At 50.9% G+C, this 16,689-nt stretch carries 19 protein-coding genes; 12 read left to right on the top strand and 7 right to left on the bottom strand.

Annotated elements, in window-relative coordinates; translation table 11 throughout:
* The first annotated feature begins 54 nt into the window (after positions 1–54).
* On the top strand, positions 55–639 hold the full coding sequence (gene slyD / locus GZ59_RS19725) for a peptidylprolyl isomerase (protein WP_011095529.1): 585 nt from the start codon (positions 55–57) through the stop codon (positions 637–639).
* Between the two features lie 200 nt (positions 640–839).
* Here slyD and GZ59_RS19720 read toward each other — a convergent pair whose 3' ends face one another.
* Positions 840–1,619 (bottom strand): SDR family oxidoreductase, encoded by a 780-nt coding sequence (locus GZ59_RS19720; RefSeq protein WP_039293986.1) that lies wholly within the window; start codon positions 1,617–1,619, stop codon positions 840–842.
* On the bottom strand, positions 1,619–1,945 hold the full coding sequence (locus GZ59_RS19715; RefSeq protein WP_039293983.1) for a nuclear transport factor 2 family protein: 327 nt from the start codon (positions 1,943–1,945) through the stop codon (positions 1,619–1,621). The genes GZ59_RS19720 and GZ59_RS19715 overlap by 1 nt, the downstream gene beginning before the upstream one ends.
* Before the next feature lie 91 nt (positions 1,946–2,036).
* Here GZ59_RS19715 and GZ59_RS19710 point away from each other — a divergent pair, with 91 nt between their 5' ends.
* Positions 2,037–2,402, top strand: a complete 366-nt coding sequence (locus tag GZ59_RS19710) for a winged helix-turn-helix transcriptional regulator (protein ID WP_039293979.1) — start codon at positions 2,037–2,039, stop codon at positions 2,400–2,402.
* A gap of 104 nt (positions 2,403–2,506) precedes the next feature.
* Here GZ59_RS19710 and GZ59_RS19705 read toward each other — a convergent pair whose 3' ends face one another.
* Entirely contained in the window at positions 2,507–2,725 is a 219-nt protein-coding gene (locus GZ59_RS19705) for a protein SlyX (RefSeq protein WP_005969553.1), read from the bottom strand.
* A 282-nt stretch (positions 2,726–3,007) separates the two neighbouring features.
* Between GZ59_RS19705 and fkpA the strand changes: the two genes are divergently transcribed.
* Positions 3,008–3,826, top strand: coding sequence for an FKBP-type peptidyl-prolyl cis-trans isomerase (fkpA, locus tag GZ59_RS19700; protein WP_011095525.1), 819 nt, complete (start codon positions 3,008–3,010; stop codon positions 3,824–3,826).
* A gap of 193 nt (positions 3,827–4,019) precedes the next feature.
* Here the strand turns inward: fkpA and pdxR are convergent, their stop codons facing one another.
* Positions 4,020–5,516 carry a MocR-like pyridoxine biosynthesis transcription factor PdxR gene (gene pdxR / locus GZ59_RS19695; RefSeq protein WP_011095524.1) on the bottom strand — a complete coding sequence of 499 codons (1,497 nt, stop codon included), beginning with the start codon at positions 5,514–5,516 and terminating at the stop codon, positions 4,020–4,022.
* 103 nt (positions 5,517–5,619) lie between these two features.
* Between pdxR and GZ59_RS19690 the strand changes: the two genes are divergently transcribed.
* Together GZ59_RS19690 and glyA are read left to right on the top strand one after the other, a co-directional pair.
* Positions 5,620–6,432 carry a YggS family pyridoxal phosphate-dependent enzyme gene (locus GZ59_RS19690; RefSeq protein WP_011095523.1) on the top strand — a complete coding sequence of 271 codons (813 nt, stop codon included), beginning with the start codon at positions 5,620–5,622 and terminating at the stop codon, positions 6,430–6,432.
* Positions 6,433–6,464: 32 nt separating this feature from the next.
* Positions 6,465–7,736: a serine hydroxymethyltransferase gene (gene glyA / locus GZ59_RS19685; protein ID WP_039293976.1), complete on the top strand. Its 1,272-nt coding sequence runs from the start codon at positions 6,465–6,467 to the stop codon at positions 7,734–7,736.
* A 63-nt stretch (positions 7,737–7,799) separates the two neighbouring features.
* Here the strand turns inward: glyA and pmrB are convergent, their stop codons facing one another.
* Genes pmrB through eptA form a run of 3 tightly spaced genes read right to left on the bottom strand, consistent with a single transcriptional unit; the run spans position 7,800 to position 11,202 of the window.
* Entirely contained in the window at positions 7,800–8,894 is a 1,095-nt protein-coding gene (gene pmrB, locus GZ59_RS19680) for a two-component system sensor histidine kinase PmrB (protein ID WP_039293973.1), read from the bottom strand.
* Positions 8,891–9,559, bottom strand: coding sequence for a two-component system response regulator PmrA (pmrA, locus tag GZ59_RS19675; protein WP_011095520.1), 669 nt, complete (start codon positions 9,557–9,559; stop codon positions 8,891–8,893). Before pmrA ends, pmrB begins: the two co-directional genes overlap by 4 nt.
* Positions 9,556–11,202: a phosphoethanolamine transferase EptA gene (gene eptA / locus GZ59_RS19670; protein ID WP_039293970.1), complete on the bottom strand. Its 1,647-nt coding sequence runs from the start codon at positions 11,200–11,202 to the stop codon at positions 9,556–9,558. Before eptA ends, pmrA begins: the two co-directional genes overlap by 4 nt.
* Before the next feature lie 372 nt (positions 11,203–11,574).
* Here eptA and GZ59_RS19665 point away from each other — a divergent pair, with 372 nt between their 5' ends.
* The 7 genes from GZ59_RS19665 (at position 11,575) to fusA (ending at position 16,645) form a co-directional block, all read left to right on the top strand.
* Entirely contained in the window at positions 11,575–12,297 is a 723-nt protein-coding gene (locus tag GZ59_RS19665) for a helix-turn-helix transcriptional regulator (protein ID WP_011095518.1), read from the top strand.
* Entirely contained in the window at positions 12,297–12,686 is a 390-nt protein-coding gene (gene tusD, locus GZ59_RS19660) for a sulfurtransferase complex subunit TusD (RefSeq protein ID WP_039293967.1), read from the top strand. Before GZ59_RS19665 ends, tusD begins: the two co-directional genes overlap by 1 nt.
* Positions 12,687–12,695: 9 nt before the next feature.
* Positions 12,696–13,055, top strand: coding sequence for a sulfurtransferase complex subunit TusC (tusC, locus tag GZ59_RS19655; RefSeq protein ID WP_011095516.1), 360 nt, complete (start codon positions 12,696–12,698; stop codon positions 13,053–13,055).
* 18 nt (positions 13,056–13,073) lie between these two features.
* Positions 13,074–13,361 (top strand): sulfurtransferase complex subunit TusB, encoded by a 288-nt coding sequence (tusB, locus tag GZ59_RS19650; protein ID WP_011095515.1) that lies wholly within the window; start codon positions 13,074–13,076, stop codon positions 13,359–13,361.
* Between the two features lie 131 nt (positions 13,362–13,492).
* Positions 13,493–13,867, top strand: a complete 375-nt coding sequence (gene rpsL / locus GZ59_RS19645) for a 30S ribosomal protein S12 (RefSeq protein ID WP_005969567.1) — start codon at positions 13,493–13,495, stop codon at positions 13,865–13,867.
* A 96-nt stretch (positions 13,868–13,963) separates the two neighbouring features.
* On the top strand, positions 13,964–14,434 hold the full coding sequence (gene rpsG, locus GZ59_RS19640) for a 30S ribosomal protein S7 (protein ID WP_005969574.1): 471 nt from the start codon (positions 13,964–13,966) through the stop codon (positions 14,432–14,434).
* 96 nt (positions 14,435–14,530) lie between these two features.
* Complete coding sequence (fusA, locus tag GZ59_RS19635; RefSeq protein WP_011095514.1) at positions 14,531–16,645, top strand: elongation factor G; 2,115 nt, start codon at positions 14,531–14,533, stop codon at positions 16,643–16,645.
* Positions 16,646–16,689: the final 44 nt, after the last annotated feature.

Below are 16,689 nucleotides of genomic sequence, written 5' to 3'. Positions count from 1 at the left end.
GACATTTTTCAGCTACAATTTGCGCCAATTTGATTTCCAACGGTAGGAGATATCATGAAAGTAGTAAAAGATCTGGTGGTCAGCCTGGCCTATCAGGTACGTACAGAAGACGGTGTGTTGGTTGATGAGTCTCCGGTGAGCGCGCCGTTGGACTATCTGCATGGTCACGGTTCCTTGATTTCAGGTCTGGAAACGGCGTTGGAAGGCCGTGAAGCTGGCGAAACGTTTGATGTGAACATTGGCTCCAGCGACGCTTACGGCAACTATGATGAGAATCTGGTTCAGCGCGTACCGAAAGACGTTTTTATGGGCGTTGACGAGTTGCAGGTTGGCATGCGTTTTCTGGCTGAGACCGATCAGGGTCCAGTTCCGGTTGAAATCACCGAAGTTGAAGACGACCACGTTGTTGTCGACGGCAACCACATGCTGGCAGGCCAGAATCTGAGCTTCCATGTTGAAGTGATTGCTATTCGCGAAGCGACGGAAGAAGAATTGGCGCACGGTCACGTTCATGGCGAACACGATCATGAACACGGCGACGGCTGCTGTGGCGGTCACGGCCATGACCACGATCACGACCATGATCACCAACATGGTAAAGGCGGCTGCGGCGGCAATGGTGGATGCGGCTGCCACTAAATTTAGTTGTAGCGCATAAAAAAAAACCTCAGATTGATGAATATCACCTGAGGTTTTTTTATTTCAAGATAGCACCAGCACGGCCAAAGCTTCTACTCATGCCGCACCGGCAGTTAAGGATCATCAGCGGGTCGGTTTCAGCCCACGCACATCGGGTAACGAGTTTTTGGCCCCGTATTGCCTGTCATTTTTCGTGCCGCCTATACGGTTGGAATCGTGCCACCATCAATCACGTACTCTGTACCTGTGATCGTTGCGGCGCGTGGCGATGCCAAGAAGGCAATGAGATTGGCTACCTCAATCGGCCTAGACGGCCGACCCAATGGAATGCCTCCAAGCGAATTCATGATGATCTGCTTACCACCCTCATAGTCAGTTCCCGCCTGCAAGGCGAGCCGCTCTGCCAGAGCAACAGATGCTTCGGTTTCAATCCACCCTGGTGCAACTCGAACGACGCGAACACCTTGAGGTGACACTTCTTTCGACAGGCTTTTACTGTATGTCGAAAGCGCGGCCTTCGCGGCGGCATAAGCGGTAGTCGATTCAGGCAAGGGAAGTTCACGCTGGATCGATGTGACGTGAATGATAACGCCAGAGCCTTGTGCCAGCATGCCAGGCAGCAATATGCGATCTAGGCGAACGGCAGGCAACAGATTGAGGTTCAGTTCGCGCTGCCATTCGTCTTCTCCCAATGCTGCGAAGCCTCCCCCGGGTGCTGTTGAGCCACCCAGGACATGGATGATGATGTCCACGCTTCCAAAGTTGGCAATGACTGCATTTGCCACCGTATTGCAGCCTTCGGCCGTCATCAGGTCGGCAGCGACAAAGATGTCTGCTGATTCATCGGTTGGCTGCTCCCGTGCCGTTGTGAGCACTTTTGCTCCGAGTTCGCGAAACAAACCAACGACAGCTTTTCCGACCCCCTTGGTGCCTGCTGTCACAAGGACGCGTTTATCTTGTAATTCCATGCGCATGGACATCAGCCAATCTCCAGTGACGTGATCTTGCCGCCTGCCAGATCAAACAGATGGTCAAGCTGTACAGGGCTACCGGGGAAGTTGCCAACAACATTGGCGGTGATTGATAAACGATCGCCGTCTCGGGTCAGGCTGACAAGCTCAACGGTGTACTCAAATTTTTTCTGAGTCTCACGCTGCCAAGACTGGATGGCAGTGTGACCTCGGTATATCTGGCCTTCGTCAACGACGGCGGCATCCTGCGTGAAGCAATGAACTATTTGAGCAATGTCTGATCCGTTGCTGATTTCGAAATAGGTAGAAACAGCGTTTGGTAGTGAAAGGGACATGAGCGTGTTCTCGCTATAGTTTGCCGTACAGGTATTTTCACCATAGACTATCTATTTATCAAGAACGCACAAAAAAGTAAGTTACTGAGTTATGAGAAAAGTATACACACCAGACACCGCTGCACTTGGCGTGGAAGAAGTTCTCCGACTGCTTGAGGGCCGCTGGAAACTCATCATTCTTTTCCACCTTTTCGATGGAAAAGTACAACGCTATTCGGATTTAGAAAGGTTGATTCCGGGTATTTCCCAGAAGATGCTGGCTCAGCAACTGCGGCAACTAGAGGCCGATGGCATCGTTTCAAGGAAGCTGTATCCTCAGGTGCCGCCCAAGGTTGAATATCGGCTCACAGAATGGGGGCAAGCCTTGTGCCCAGCACTGGATGCAATGCTGAAATGGGCAGAACAGCGCGACGATTTCCTTTCGAAGGCAGCCGAGGACGAGAAGGTCATCGACTGATGCTTGGCGGATCGACGATCCGCTTTGCCATTAGGACTGAACGCTCCGAGTGTTGCGCCAGATCTCGCTGCATCGCCTCGGGGTGAGACAACGCGCTACGCGTCTCAGTAATGCGGCGGTGGCGTTTCTTCCGACTGTGGGGCGACGAGCGACGTTTGCTGGTTGCGCAGCCTGTCGGTGAGTAGACGGACGTGCTCACGCAGGCGGCTAATTTCCCGCTCGTGTTGAATAACCGTTTGGTTAAGGTCTTCTATGGTTAATTCCTGAAAGGCCTGTCGGCTTTCCAACTGTTCAAGTCGTTCTTCGAGTGCTGATGGTGACATCGGTATTCCCCTTACTTCTTGTTACCCGCGAGTTTGTCAGAAAGCGGAAACTTCTGGTAGTAAAAACGGTCGCAGTAAGGCGCAATGAAGTATCCGGAATGGGGCATATCGTTGCCAGATGGCCTTAGGACGATACAAATGATGTCGGAAAAGCTTCCTGACGTTTTTTATCAAAGGATTGTCGAGTGCGTCGTTGTGTTGTCTTCGTCCGCACAGTTATAGTAGGCGCGAATTTATTTTAATGATGGCTGGAGCGTGTCGCTCCAGATGCTGGAGAAATGGATGAAATCACTGTTTAAAGTAACGCTGTTAGCAACAACGATGGCTCTGGCTCTGAACGCGGGCCAGGCTCTGGCAGCAGACAAGGCACAGGCGTCTGAGAGTACTACGGCAGCCAAATTCAAAAACGATGAGCAGGCAGCGGCTTACGCGTTAGGTGCATCTTTAGGGCGTTACATGGATAACTCTCTGAAAGAGCAGGAAAAATTAGGTATCAAGCTGGATAAGGATCAGCTGATTGCTGGTGTTCAGGATGCCTTTGCTGATAAGAGCAAGCTGACTGACGAAGAAATCGAAAAAACACTGCAAGGCTTTGAAGGTAAAGTTAAAGCTGCTGCTGAAGCCAAGATGAAGCAAGATGCGAAAGATAACGCTGATAAAGGCGCCAAGTATCTTGAGTCCTTTGCTAAAGAAAAAGGCGTGAAGAAAACTGAATCTGGCCTTCTGTATCAGGTTGAGAAAGAAGGTAGCGGCAACGCGCCGAAAGACAGCGATACTGTAGTGGTTAACTACAAAGGTACGCTAGTCGACGGTAGCGAGTTCGACAACTCCTACAAACGTGGTGAGCCGCTTTCTTTCCGTCTGGACGGTGTGATCCCTGGCTGGACTGAAGGTCTGAAGCACGTTAAGAAAGGCGGCAAAATCAAGTTGGCTATCCCGCCAGCACAGGCCTATGGCGAAAACGGTGTACCTGGTATCCCGGCTAACTCTACGCTGGTGTTTGACGTTGAACTGTTGGACATTAAATCTGAAGCTGACTTGAAAGCAGCGGATGATGCGAAAGCTGAAAAACCAGCTGCCGCAGAGAAAACCGCTAAATAAGCATCGCTATCATTGCGATATGACCGCAGGCATTGCCCTGCGGTTTTTTTTTGTTTCACAGCTACTCCCTGCGATCGAATTCCTTTTCCCGCTCATCGTCTTTCAATGACGCTTATCTTCAGTCTGACAGCTATTTTCCAACTGACTGTGACGGTTCCATACCTATCACTTACCGCTTACCGCTTACCGCTGATTAGCGGCACAGCGCACGTAACACCTTCGCCAACGTCTTGACGGCAATTTCCAGTTCATGCGGAGCGTGGGCGGCAAATCCCATAAGAAAGCCTGCTTTATGGAGACCCGACGCATGCAGCGGTGTCAGCCCTAGCAGATCGATACCGGCCCGGCGCGCGTATTCCACCGCATCGTGTTCTGAGATGTCACGGATGAAGATACAGGGCATCTGCATGCCTCCGGTCGGCACCCGCGGTTCTACGAAATCAGCCAGATGCTGGCGCACCAGTTGTGCCAGCACATCGCGGCGTTCCGCGTAAATGGTGCGCATCGTGCGTACATGGGCACCGAAGTGGCCGCCTTCGATAAAGCGTGCTAGCGTAAGCTGTGGAATCGGCGCGCTATGCCCATCCATAAGGGTGCGGGCCACGGTCATAGGAGCAACCAACTGTGGCGGTAATATGATGTAGCCGATGCGCAGACCGGGAAACAATGATTTGGTGAAGGTGCCGATATAGATCGTGCGATCGTGCGGGTCGAGTCCCTGTACGCAGGCGGTGGGTTTACCTGCGTAGTGAAATTCACTGTCATAGTCGTCTTCAATAATCCAGCTTTGGTTCTGCCAGGCCCATTCGATCACTGCCAGCCGCCGATCCAACACCAGCGTCGCGCCGGTTGGAAACTGGTGTGAAGGGGTCAGGAATACGGCTTTAGCAGGTGCATTGTGTCCGCTGCTTGCTTCAAGTAGGTGATCGACCTGCAAACCATCGGCATCTAACGATATCGGCACGCACGCGAGCCCGGCGGCCTCGAATGCTTTACGTGCGCCGTGGTACACAGGATCTTCAAGAAAGATCCTATCGCCAGCATCCATCAGCACATTCGCGCACAGGGTTAGCGCTTGCTGGGAACTGGTCAACACTAACACGCGGTCGGGCGTAGCGCGGGCTCCTCGTTCGAGATTGACATAATCTGCGATGGCTCGTCTCAACACTTCCATACCCTGTGGTGGACTGTGTAGCAGCGCCTGAGTGCCATATTCTTTTAGCACCTGCCGTTCCAGCCGTTCCCACGTCTGGAGAGGAAAGCTGCGTGTTTCCGGCACGCCGGGCGCGAAGGCTCGCGGTATGATGAAATCACGTACACCGCCATTCTGGAACATGGCGCTACCGCGTTGGCTGAGACGCAGCTCTGCTTTGCTATCTCCTGTTTTCCTGGCTTTACCTCGTCCTGACAGACGTTTTGCCCGCTCTGACACGAAACTGCCGCTGCCAACGCGACGCTCAATGAACCCTTCGGCATGCAGCTGGCTGTAAGCTGATTCGACCGTATCACGCGAAACCCCCAGTGATGTAGCCAGCGCACGCGATGCGGGTAAGGATTTTCCCACGTCGAGAATGCCATCAAGAATGAGCTGGCGAATCGCCCGCTGTATACGAGCATGCAGGGGCAAAGCGCCGTGTGCGGGATCGCCAATCCAGGCTTTGACAGATTCAAGCTGGGCGTGTTTGAACAATTGGTCTGCCTCTAGTGAAGGAAATGGTGGGGAACATCCGGCTATTTTAAATCTATAAATACGTTTCACAACCCATTCATCCTCTTCATCAGGAGTTAGGCTGATGCCGATATCTTCCGATACACCCACCCGCCACGACAGCCACGGTCGCTATCCCGACGCTGCCACGGTTGAGGATTTTCAATTTAATCTGGCAGCGGTGCAGATGCGCATCGCGGCGGCCTGTCACCGCGTCGGCCGCGATCCTGCAACAGTGCGCTTGCTGCCAGTCAGCAAGACCAAGCCAGAAAGTCGCCTGCGTATGGCCTATACAGCAGGTTGCCGGATATTGGGTGAGAACAAGGTGCAGGAGGCGTACGGCAAATGGGAAGCCATGCAGGACTTAGCCGACTTACAGTGGTCGGTCATTGGTCACCTGCAAACCAACAAGGCTAAGCTGGTGGCTCGCTTCGCTAGCGAATTTCAGGCATTGGATAGCCTGCGACTGGCTGAAGCGTTGGATCGCCGCTTACATGTTGAAGGACGCTCATTGGACGTCTTCGTGCAGGTTAACACCTCCGGCGAGGCGAGTAAGTACGGCCTTTCTCCTGAAGACGTACCCGCTTTTATTCAGGCGCTTCCCGCATTTTCTGCGCTACGTGTGCGTGGACTCATGACGCTGGCATTGTTCTCCAGCGAGGCCGAACGTGTACGACAGTGTTTTATTCGACTGCGTAACCTACGCGATAGGTTGCAGCAAAACGCGCCTGTCGACATCCGGCTGGATGAATTATCCATGGGGATGTCCGGCGATTTTGAGATCGCGATCGAGGAGGGTGCCACCGTAGTACGCGTCGGTCAGGCGATCTTCGGTGCGCGCCCTTTACCGGATAGTTACTACTGGCCTGATGAAACCACCACAGAAGTACACCTTTAAAAAACCAACGATTAACGCATAGGATGATGCCCATGTATGACACCTCTTTGACTCTTACCGACTTCGACCCCGAATTAGCCGATGCCATCCTGCATGAAGAAGACCGTCAGGAAACCCACGTTGAACTCATCGCTTCAGAGAATTATGCCAGTCCGCTGGTGATGGCGATCCAGAATTCTGTGTTCACCAACAAATATGCAGAAGGTTACCCCGGCAAGCGCTATTACAGCGGCTGCGAGTATGTTGACGTAGCCGAACGCCTTGCTATCGAGCGAGCCAAAGTGCTGTTTGACTGCGATTACGCTAACGTCCAGCCCCATGCCGGTGCTCAGGCGAATGCGGCCGTGTTTCTGGCATTGACTAACCCAGGCGACACCGTGATGGGTATGAATTTGGCTCAGGGCGGGCATTTGACCCACGGTAACCCTTCCAACTTCTCTGGTCGCCACTACAAGATCGTGCCTTATGGGCTTGATTCTAAAACAGGGCTTATCGATTACGACGAAATGGAACGTATTGCCTTGGAAAACCGGCCAAAAATGTTAATAGGAGGATTTTCCGCCTATTCACGCCATAAGGACTGGGCGCGTATGCGCACTATTGCTGACAAAGTGGGAGCTATCTTCTGGGTGGATATGGCTCATGTTGCTGGTTTAGTGGCGGCGGGTGAATACCCGAACCCGCTCCCTCACGCTCATGTTGTGACCAGTACAACGCATAAGACCCTGCGCGGCCCGCGCGGTGGCATTATTTTGGCCAAGGGGCAGAGTGAGGATTTTTACAAAAAGCTCAACGCCGCCGTGTTCCCCGGTATTCAAGGCGGCCCGCTGATGCACGTTATTGCGGCCAAAGCGGTGGCCTTCAAGGAAGCGCTACGCCCTGAGTTCACGGTTTATCAGCGTCAGGTGGTGGCCAATGCTCGAACAATGGCGCGTATTATCCAGCAGCGTGGTTACAAGATCGTCTCCGACGGCACTGACAACCATTTGCTGCTGATCGACCTGTCCGCCAAGCCGTATACCGGCAAGGATGCCGACGCCGCGCTGAGTGATGCTTATATCACGGCAAATAAGAACTCAGTGCCTAACGACCCGCGTTCACCTTTTGTTACCTCAGGCCTGCGTATTGGTACACCAGCCGTGACGACACGTGGTTTCGGTGTGACAGAGTGCGAGCAACTGGCGGGGTGGCTATGTGATGTGCTGGATGGGCTGGGTGCCGGGAATGAAGAATTAACGGTGATACGCGATCGTGTTCGCGAGCAGGTAGTAGCACTGTGCCACCGTTATCCTGTGTATCAATAAGGCATGCGCACAGGGATGTGCCGTCGTGGTGTTATTTTGACGTATATTTTCTATTGTTGTTATTCAGGCTGAATCTGGGTATTCGTTAGGAGTGGTTAATACTACCCGCGCGAGTGCACCAGAACCTTGCGGTCGGTTGCTGAGGAAAAACTGTCCATCGTGCAACTGAGCAATGCGCGTCACGATACTCAGCCCGAGGCCGATACCACCATAGCGGCTGTCCATGCGAACAAATGCCTTACTTAATTCACCAACCTTACTTTCATCGATACCCAGCCCTTCATCTTCGATCTGTAGTTCAATGTGTTGCTGTGTGGTCAGGCTAACTGTGATCTGGCTTGCTTCTGGGCTATAGCGATAGGCATTTTCTACCAGATTGCGTAACAGCAATTGAAGTAATGTGGCATCACCGTGAAGAGTTATATCTTCTTGCGGTAATACCCATTTCAGCGTTTGCTGACGCTTTTGCAACATTTCATCCAGTTCATCCTGCATGGGAAAAATAACGTCTTTCAGGAATGCGACATTCTCGTGGTGGCCTGCCGAAAACTCTTGTCCGACACGCGCAAGCTGTAAGAGTTGTTCCACCGTCTTCGCCATCTTATCAATACGTTTGATGAGTGGGCTACAGTCAATCTGATGTTGCTGCTGGTGTAATTCAAGATGCAACCGAATACCGGCTAGCGGAGTTCGTAACTCATGGGCGACATCGGCAGTAAATTGCCTGTCGCGTTTCAACGTTTCGTCAAGGCGTTGAAAAAGCTGGTTTATGGTATGGGTGACAGCGGCGATTTCTTTAATATCACTCTGCTGTGGCAGCGGTTCCAGATTTTCGGCCGTGCGATCCTGCAATTCTTCCTGTAGACGGGAAAGCGGGCGGGTGATCCAAGTGACAGCCTGAAAGCACATGAGCAATGTTAGGATGACCATGACCAGACTTGGGATACTGAGGGATGCTATAGCCTCATTAATCTCTTGATCGATCTGCATGTTCTGGGCGCTGGCGCTCAGGGATTTATCAACCAGCAGGCCGATCTGTTCTTCGCTTTCGTGCCAGAGCCAGAATACGCTGATCATCTGGCAGACGAGGAGGATGCCGCCCAGTGCCAGCACCAAACGGCGACGCATGCTGGTGACGGCGTCGGTGTCGCCCTTCATGGTTGTTCCCCTTTGGTCAGCAGGTAGCCAAAGCCTCGCAGGGTCCGGATACGGTCTTTGCCTATCTTTTGACGCAGGTTGTGGATATGTACCTCAAGCGAATTCGAGGACGGGTCGTCGTTCCAGGCATAAATATCCTGATGCAGAAGCTCTCGGTGTACCTGAGAACCGGCTTTCAGCATCAAGCGGGAAAGTATCGCGAACTCTTTCGGCGTCAGTACCACCGGCTTTTCGTCCAACAATACCTGCTGGTTGTTTAAATCCAGCGTAATGTTGTCGACCTGTATCTTGCTGTTGCTCGATCCCTGATTGCGGCGAATCAGCGCGCGTACGCGCGCCTGTAATTCCGTCAGTGCAAAAGGCTTGGCGAGATAATCGTCTGCACCGACATCCAACCCGCTGACGCGATCGTTGACCTTATCCCGCGCCGTTAAGATGAGTACGGGATGTTGGTAATTATTCTTACGCCAGCGTGATAACAACGCGAGCCCGTCGTCGTCCGGTAAACCAAGATCGAGAATCACCAGACTGTAGTGCGCGCTGTTGATGAGCGCGTCCGCTTCTTTGGCCGTGCCTGCGCAATCGCAGGCATAACCTTCATGACTCAGTGCCAATAATAATCCTTCCTGCAACAGCTTATCGTCTTCAACAATCAATAATTTCATGTTGTCTTATCCCTGCACGGCTGGAGGATATCGAGCTGAGGCTGATATTCTTTCGTGGCGATAGTAAACATCCCCAGTATGGTATGGAAAAGATTATCTTGCGAGTAATCCTGCTGCTTCGCGTTCTGGCGCAGACAGGTGTCTTGAATCGCCTGTTGCTGCTGGTAATCCGTTGATAACCACATCAACATCGGTACGTGCGTTTGCTGCTTCGGCGCAATAGAGTAGGGCATGCTGTGCAGGTAGATGCCGTTCTCGCCTAACGATTCGCCGTGGTCGGATAGATAAACCAGTGAGGTATTAAATTTATCCTGATGCTGTTTCAGTAAACCGATCGTTTTATCCAGAAAAAAATCGACATACAGAATGGTATTGTCATACGTGTTAGTCAGTGCTTCCTGCGTACAGGTTTGAATCTGATTGGTATCACAGGTTGGGGTAAATTTCTTAAATGAGTCAGGATAGCGCTGGTAATAGCTCGGGCCGTGGCTGCCTATCGTATGTAATACAATAATCCCATCATTATCGAGCTTGTTAATATAGTCCTCTACGCCGTGGAATAACGCTTCATCGTGGCACTCGCCGGTGGTGCATAACCCCGGTAGTTTCAGCGATGTCACATCAACCGTTGGCACACGTGTGCAGGCATCTTTGCAGCCACCGTCATTTTCCTGCCAGAGCACGTTAACTTTTGCCCGTTGTAATATATCGAGTAGCCCTTCCTGATGGCTGGCTAAGCCACCATCAAACCCTTGGCGCGGCATGTTGGAAAACATGCATGGAACGGAAACACCTGTTGATGTGCCGCACGATGACGTGTTTTCAAAATAAATAACGTTGTCCTTCGCCAGAAGCGGATTGGTTTCCTTCCCATAGCCACCCAGCGAAAAGTTTTGCGCCCGAGATGTTTCGCCGACCACCAGAATAACCAGATTCTTTTTTGCAGTAGGGGATGACGGCGGCACCTTGTGGGCATCCAGACCAATTTGCACCAGAGGCAAATTAGCCAGCGCGCTATGCTTATGGTAGGACAAACTGGCTGCCACAATATTGCTGGGCGTAATTGCTTTTACCAACTCTTTGTTATTACGCATGAACGAGGCGTAATCTTTATAAAAGAATGCTGCGACAGATAAAATAGCGAATAACGAGATAATGACGCTGAGAACGCGCAGGCCAATATAGAGCGTTGTTGGCTTGGCGGGTTTTATTTTTATCCATATGGCGAGCGCAGCCGGAATGACGCCAGTGAAAAATACCCAGACGATAAGCTGTGGCGTAAGAAGCGAAAAGGACTCGCTGGCCGTCGTCTCAACGATATTCTGGATCATGGTCCGGTCAATGATAATGCCGTAGTTCAGCATAAAGTATTGCACTGCAGCGCCGGACAGCAGGAAGAAAACAATGGCGGCCTTACGCAGATAAGGGGCGGCCAGAAGCGTGAAAATGATATTCAGCACTGCGAAAATCACTACCGGCATACTGAGGAAGAAAGGGATATTGATCCAGTCTGTCATATCCAGCAGTTGCAGCGTCTGACGGTAGTAGGCGATGTTCTGGACCAGAGTAATAAAGGCAGAAAATATCAGCACAAACGTGATGCTGCTTAGGTGTGGTCTGCCCATTGGTATTAGATTTTTCATACACGTCTCTCGTGATTTCCATTATGGAGAGGAAAGAAGACGCAGATTCTAGCGGGATTAAATTAATACAACCTTAAGAGGTAACCCGTGAAATTCAGGGACGCGAGAGTGGACATTTGCTAGACTATGTCCCCTGTCAATACAAAATAAATATATCCGTCATACTTCAAGCTGCTTGTGCGTTGGCCGTCCTCACTGACCCCAGTCACTTACTGATGTAAGCTCCTGAGGATTTGCGCGGTTGCCGCGTTACAAGGCTCATAAATGGGCCTTGTCCTAAAGGGCCACGCAGAGCGTTGTTCAAAACGCTAACGTTTTGTCACGCAACTCGAATTATTTACGGGATAAATGACGTTGAGGGTGGTGTCTGCCATGTCTAATTCGCTTGTATCTGGCGAATCTTATGAGCTTGATTTGCTGGATGAACGGCCGTTCAGTCAAACGGACTATGAGATCCTGAAATCGTATGAAGCAGTGGTTGATGGCTTGGCCATGTTGATTGGCGAGCACTGTGAGATTGTATTGCATTCGCTTGAGGATCTTAAATGTTCCGCCGTGCGTATTGCGAATGGAGAACATACCGGCAGGAAAATTGGCTCGCCGATTACGGATCTTGCATTGCGCATGCTGCATGATATGGCAGGCGAAGATAGCAGCGTGTCGAAGGCCTATTTTACCCGCGCAAAAAGCGGCGTGTTGATGAAATCAGTGACGATTGCGATCCGTAATCGCGATCAGCGCGTGGTTGGGTTGTTGTGTATCAACATGAATTTGGATGTACCTTTCTCCCAGATCGTGCAGACCTTTATTCCACCTGAAACGCATGACGCTGCGTCTTCTGTTAACTTCGCATCATCCGTTGACGATCTGGTGGCACAAACGCTGGAATTCTCTATTGAGGAAGTCAATGCGGATCGCAATGTCTCCAATAATGCGAAAAATCGCCAAATCGTACTGAGCCTGTACGAGAAAGGCATCTTTGATATTAAAGACGCCATTAACCAGGTCGCCGAACGCCTTAATATCTCCAAACACACTGTTTATCTTTATATTCGTCAATTCAAAAGCGGCGATTTCAGCGGGCACGAACGTTGATGCTGAGTTACTGCTTGCTGGTGACTGGCCCTGCTTACGGCACACAGCAAGCGAGTAGCGCGTTACAGTTTGCTCAGGCGCTGTTGGCTGAGGGACATAAGCTGGAAAGCGTGTTCTTTTATCGGGAAGGCGTACTGAATGCTAACCAACTGACATCACCGGCTAACGATGAGTTTGATCTTGTGCGTGGCTGGCAACAGTTGGGCGACGTGCATCAGGTAGCGCTGAATGTTTGCGTTGCCGCCGCGCTACGCCGAGGCATTGCCGACTCTCAGCAAGCTACCCAGCTCAACCTTGTGGGAGCGAATTTGCAACCCGGTTTTATTCTGAGTGGACTGGGTGAGCTGGCTCAATCGGTGCTGACCTGCGATCGGGTTATTCAGTTTTAAGGTAGCGTTATGAAGCGAGTCGCATTTGTTTTTACGCATTCTCCACATGGGAGTACGTCTGGGCGCGAAGGGCTGGATGCGCTATTGGCGATGTCGGCACTGACGGAAGAGATTGGCGTGTTTTTTGTTGGCGATGGTGTGCTTCAACTGCTGCCGCATCAACAGCCGGAAAAGATTCTGATGCGTAATTATATTGCAACGTTTGGCGTACTGCCGTTGTACGATATCGAATGTTGCTATCTGTGCGAGGCTTCCGTGCGCCAGCGCGGGTTGAGTATAGATACGAATTGGGTTTTGGATGTGGAGTTGTTAGCGCCAAAAGCATGGCGCAGCAAGCTGGCCGATTATCATTCCATCCTTTCATTCTAGCGACGGGCCTTTCCATTTATGTTGCATACGCTCTCATGTTCTCCTTATCACGCTGACCTGGATACGCTTTTGCGTAGTTTGGAGCAGGGTGATGCTTTAGTCTTACTACAAGATGGTGTGATTGCTGCTCTGGTTGGTGGAGACATTATTCACCGTCTTCTTGATTCAGCGGTTCTTCTCTATGCGCTCCGGCCTGATACTGAGGCAAGAGGTATGACTGAACAAATTTCAAACAGTGTCGTGCTCATTGGCTATAATGAGTTTGTTCAACTGACAGTGGAACATCCGCAGCAACTCGCGTGGTAACGCCGAATTTTTGTATATTTCTTGACTCCTTCCACTGCCAGCCCTAGAATTCTGCGTCCTCATACTTTGCCTTGCGCAAACATGAGGCGATTTATTACGTGTTTACGAAGCAAAACCCAGGAGCTTTTTGAATGGCAACGATTAACCAGCTGGTACGCAAACCACGCTCCCTGAAGGCTGCTAAAAGCAACGTTCCGGCGCTGGAAGCCTGCCCGCAGAAACGTGGCGTATGTACCCGTGTATATACTACCACCCCTAAAAAACCGAACTCCGCACTGCGTAAAGTATGTCGTGTTCGTTTAACTAACGGTTTTGAAGTTACCTCCTATATTGGCGGTGAAGGTCATAACCTGCAGGAACACTCCGTGATCCTGATCCGTGGCGGTCGTGTTAAAGACCTGCCAGGTGTGCGTTACCACACCGTTCGTGGCGCGCTGGACTGCTCAGGTGTTAAAGACCGTAAGCAATCCCGTTCCAAATACGGCGTGAAGAAGCCAAAGGCTTAATGGTTCTCCGTTAAGTAAGGCCAAACGTTTTAACTTAAATGTCAAACTAAACTCGTAGAGTTTTGGACAATCCTGAATTAACAACGGAGTATTTCCATGCCACGTCGTCGCGTCATTGGTCAACGTAAAATTCTGCCAGATCCTAAGTTCGGATCAGAACTATTGGCTAAATTTGTAAACATCCTGATGGTAGATGGTAAAAAATCTACTGCTGAAGCAATCGTCTATACCGCGCTGGAGACCCTGGCTCAGCGTTCTGGTAAAGGTCATCTGGAAGCTTTTGAAGTAGCTCTGGACAACGTTCGCCCGACTGTAGAAGTTAAGTCGCGCCGCGTTGGTGGTTCTACTTATCAGGTACCAGTAGAAGTCCGTCCGGTTCGTCGTAATGCGCTGGCAATGCGTTGGATCGTAGAAGCTGCTCGTAAACGCGGTGATAAATCTATGGCTCTGCGCCTGGCGAACGAACTTTCTGATGCAGCAGAGAACAAAGGTACTGCTGTTAAGAAACGTGAAGACGTTCACCGTATGGCCGAAGCTAACAAGGCGTTCGCTCACTACCGTTGGTAATCCCTTCGCTGTAGTCATGCTAACCAAGCGGGCGCTAAAAATAGCCAACCCGCTTGGGTTAACTAAATTGAACGCCCTAGTAAATAGAGGATACAAATGGCTCGTACAACACCCATCGCACGCTACCGTAACATCGGTATCAGTGCGCACATCGACGCCGGTAAAACCACTACTACCGAACGTATTCTGTTCTACACTGGTGTAAATCATAAAATCGGTGAAGTTCATGACGGCGCAGCTACCATGGACTGGATGGAGCAGGAGCAGGAACGTGGTATTACTATCACTTCCGCAGCGACTACTGCATTCTGGTCTGGTATGGCTAAGCAGTATGAACCGCATCGCGTAAACATCATCGACACCCCAGGACACGTTGACTTCACTATCGAAGTAGAACGTTCCATGCGTGTACTGGATGGTGCGGTAATGGTTTACTGCGCAGTTGGTGGTGTTCAGCCGCAGTCTGAAACCGTATGGCGTCAGGCAAACAAATATAAAGTTCCACGCATTGCGTTCGTTAACAAAATGGACCGCATGGGTGCGAATTTCCTGAAAGTTGTTGGTCAGATCAAAGCTCGTCTGGGCGCGAACCCTGTTCCGCTACAGTTGGCTATTGGTGCTGAAGAAGGTTTCACCGGTGTTGTTGACCTGGTGAAAATGAAAGCCATCAACTGGAACGATGCCGATCAAGGCGTTACCTTCACTTATGAAGATATCCCTGCTGAGATGCAGGAACTGGCTGACGAATGGCACCAGAACCTGATCGAATCCGCAGCTGAAGCTTCTGAAGAGCTGATGGAGAAATACCTGGGTGGTGAAGAACTGACTGAAGAAGAGATCAAAAAAGCTCTGCGTCAGCGTGTTCTGAACAACGAAGTCATCTTGGTAACCTGTGGTTCTGCATTTAAGAACAAAGGTGTTCAGGCGATGTTGGATGCGGTAATTGATTACCTGCCAGCACCGACTGATGTTCCTGCGATCAACGGTCTTTTGGATGACGGTAAAGATACGCCGGCTGAGCGTCACGCTAATGATGACGAGCCATTTTCTGCACTGGCGTTCAAAATCGCTACTGACCCATTCGTGGGTAACCTGACGTTCTTCCGTGTGTACTCTGGTGTAGTTAACTCCGGAGATACCGTACTGAACCCAGTTAAATCAGCACGTGAACGTTTTGGTCGTATCGTTCAGATGCACGCTAACAAGCGTGAAGAGATCAAAGAAGTTCGTGCGGGCGATATCGCTGCGGCTATCGGTCTGAAAGATGTAACGACGGGTGACACGCTGTGTGATCCGAACAATGTTATCATTTTGGAACGTATGGAATTCCCAGAACCGGTAATTTCCATCGCGGTAGAACCGAAAACCAAAGCTGACCAAGAAAAAATGGGTCTGGCATTGGGCCGTCTGGCTAAAGAAGACCCATCTTTCCGCGTATGGACTGATGAAGAATCTAACCAGACCATCATCGCTGGTATGGGTGAACTGCACCTCGACATCATCGTTGACCGTATGAAGCGTGAATTCAACGTTGAAGCAAACGTGGGTAAACCACAGGTTGCTTATCGTGAAGCAATTCGCTCGAAAGTTACCGATATTGAAGGTAAACACGCCAAGCAGTCTGGTGGTCGTGGTCAGTATGGCCATGTTGTTATCGACATGTACCCACTGGAGCCGGGCTCAAATCCGAAAGGTTACGAGTTCGTCAACGACATCAAAGGTGGTGTAATTCCTGGCGAATACATCCCTGCCGTTGATAAAGGCATCCAGGAACAACTGAAAGCGGGTCCGCTGGCTGGTTACCCAGTGGTTGATCTCGGTGTGCGTCTGCACTTCGGTTCTTACCATGACGTTGACTCCTCTGAATTGGCGTTTAAACTGGCTGCTTCTATCGCCTTTAAAGATGGCTTTAAGAAAGCAAAACCTGTTTTGCTTGAGCCGATCATGAAGGTTGAAGTTGAAACGCCGGAAGAGAACACTGGTGACGTCATCGGTGACCTTAGCCGTCGTCGTGGTATGCTGCGCGGTCAGGAATCCAACGTTACTGGCGTTGTGATTCACGCTGAGGTTCCGCTGTCTGAAATGTTCGGATACGCAACTCAACTGCGTTCTCTGACCAAAGGCCGTGCTTCTTACTCCATGGAGTTCCTGAAGTACGATGATGCGCCTAACAACGTTGCTCAGGCCGTAATTGAAGCCCGTGGTAAATAAGCCTCAGGGTTAAAACAAAATCCCGTGCTCTCTCCATAGGGGGA

The organism is Pectobacterium atrosepticum, from assembly GCF_000740965.1.
Classification (GTDB): domain Bacteria; phylum Pseudomonadota; class Gammaproteobacteria; order Enterobacterales; family Enterobacteriaceae; genus Pectobacterium; species Pectobacterium atrosepticum.
Note: the sequence above shows the minus strand (reverse complement) of the source record. Positions and strands in the feature narration are given on the sequence as shown.

Coding starts and splice junctions, on each gene's coding strand:
- slyD (WP_011095529.1), top strand. CDS start 55: ATGAAAGTAGTAAAAGATCTGGTGGTCAGCCTGGCCTATCAGGTACGT.
- GZ59_RS19720 (WP_039293986.1), bottom strand. CDS start 1,619: ATGTCCATGCGCATGGAATTACAAGATAAACGCGTCCTTGTGACAGCA.
- GZ59_RS19715 (WP_039293983.1), bottom strand. CDS start 1,945: ATGTCCCTTTCACTACCAAACGCTGTTTCTACCTATTTCGAAATCAGC.
- GZ59_RS19710 (WP_039293979.1), top strand. CDS start 2,037: ATGAGAAAAGTATACACACCAGACACCGCTGCACTTGGCGTGGAAGAA.
- GZ59_RS19705 (WP_005969553.1), bottom strand. CDS start 2,725: ATGTCACCATCAGCACTCGAAGAACGACTTGAACAGTTGGAAAGCCGA.
- fkpA (WP_011095525.1), top strand. CDS start 3,008: ATGAAATCACTGTTTAAAGTAACGCTGTTAGCAACAACGATGGCTCTG.
- GZ59_RS19690 (WP_011095523.1), top strand. CDS start 5,620: ATGCCGATATCTTCCGATACACCCACCCGCCACGACAGCCACGGTCGC.
- glyA (WP_039293976.1), top strand. CDS start 6,465: ATGTATGACACCTCTTTGACTCTTACCGACTTCGACCCCGAATTAGCC.
- pmrB (WP_039293973.1), bottom strand. CDS start 8,894: ATGAAGGGCGACACCGACGCCGTCACCAGCATGCGTCGCCGTTTGGTG.
- pmrA (WP_011095520.1), bottom strand. CDS start 9,559: ATGAAATTATTGATTGTTGAAGACGATAAGCTGTTGCAGGAAGGATTA.
- eptA (WP_039293970.1), bottom strand. CDS start 11,202: ATGAAAAATCTAATACCAATGGGCAGACCACACCTAAGCAGCATCACG.
- GZ59_RS19665 (WP_011095518.1), top strand. CDS start 11,575: ATGTCTAATTCGCTTGTATCTGGCGAATCTTATGAGCTTGATTTGCTG.
- tusD (WP_039293967.1), top strand. CDS start 12,297: ATGCTGAGTTACTGCTTGCTGGTGACTGGCCCTGCTTACGGCACACAG.
- tusC (WP_011095516.1), top strand. CDS start 12,696: ATGAAGCGAGTCGCATTTGTTTTTACGCATTCTCCACATGGGAGTACG.
- tusB (WP_011095515.1), top strand. CDS start 13,074: ATGTTGCATACGCTCTCATGTTCTCCTTATCACGCTGACCTGGATACG.
- rpsL (WP_005969567.1), top strand. CDS start 13,493: ATGGCAACGATTAACCAGCTGGTACGCAAACCACGCTCCCTGAAGGCT.
- rpsG (WP_005969574.1), top strand. CDS start 13,964: ATGCCACGTCGTCGCGTCATTGGTCAACGTAAAATTCTGCCAGATCCT.
- fusA (WP_011095514.1), top strand. CDS start 14,531: ATGGCTCGTACAACACCCATCGCACGCTACCGTAACATCGGTATCAGT.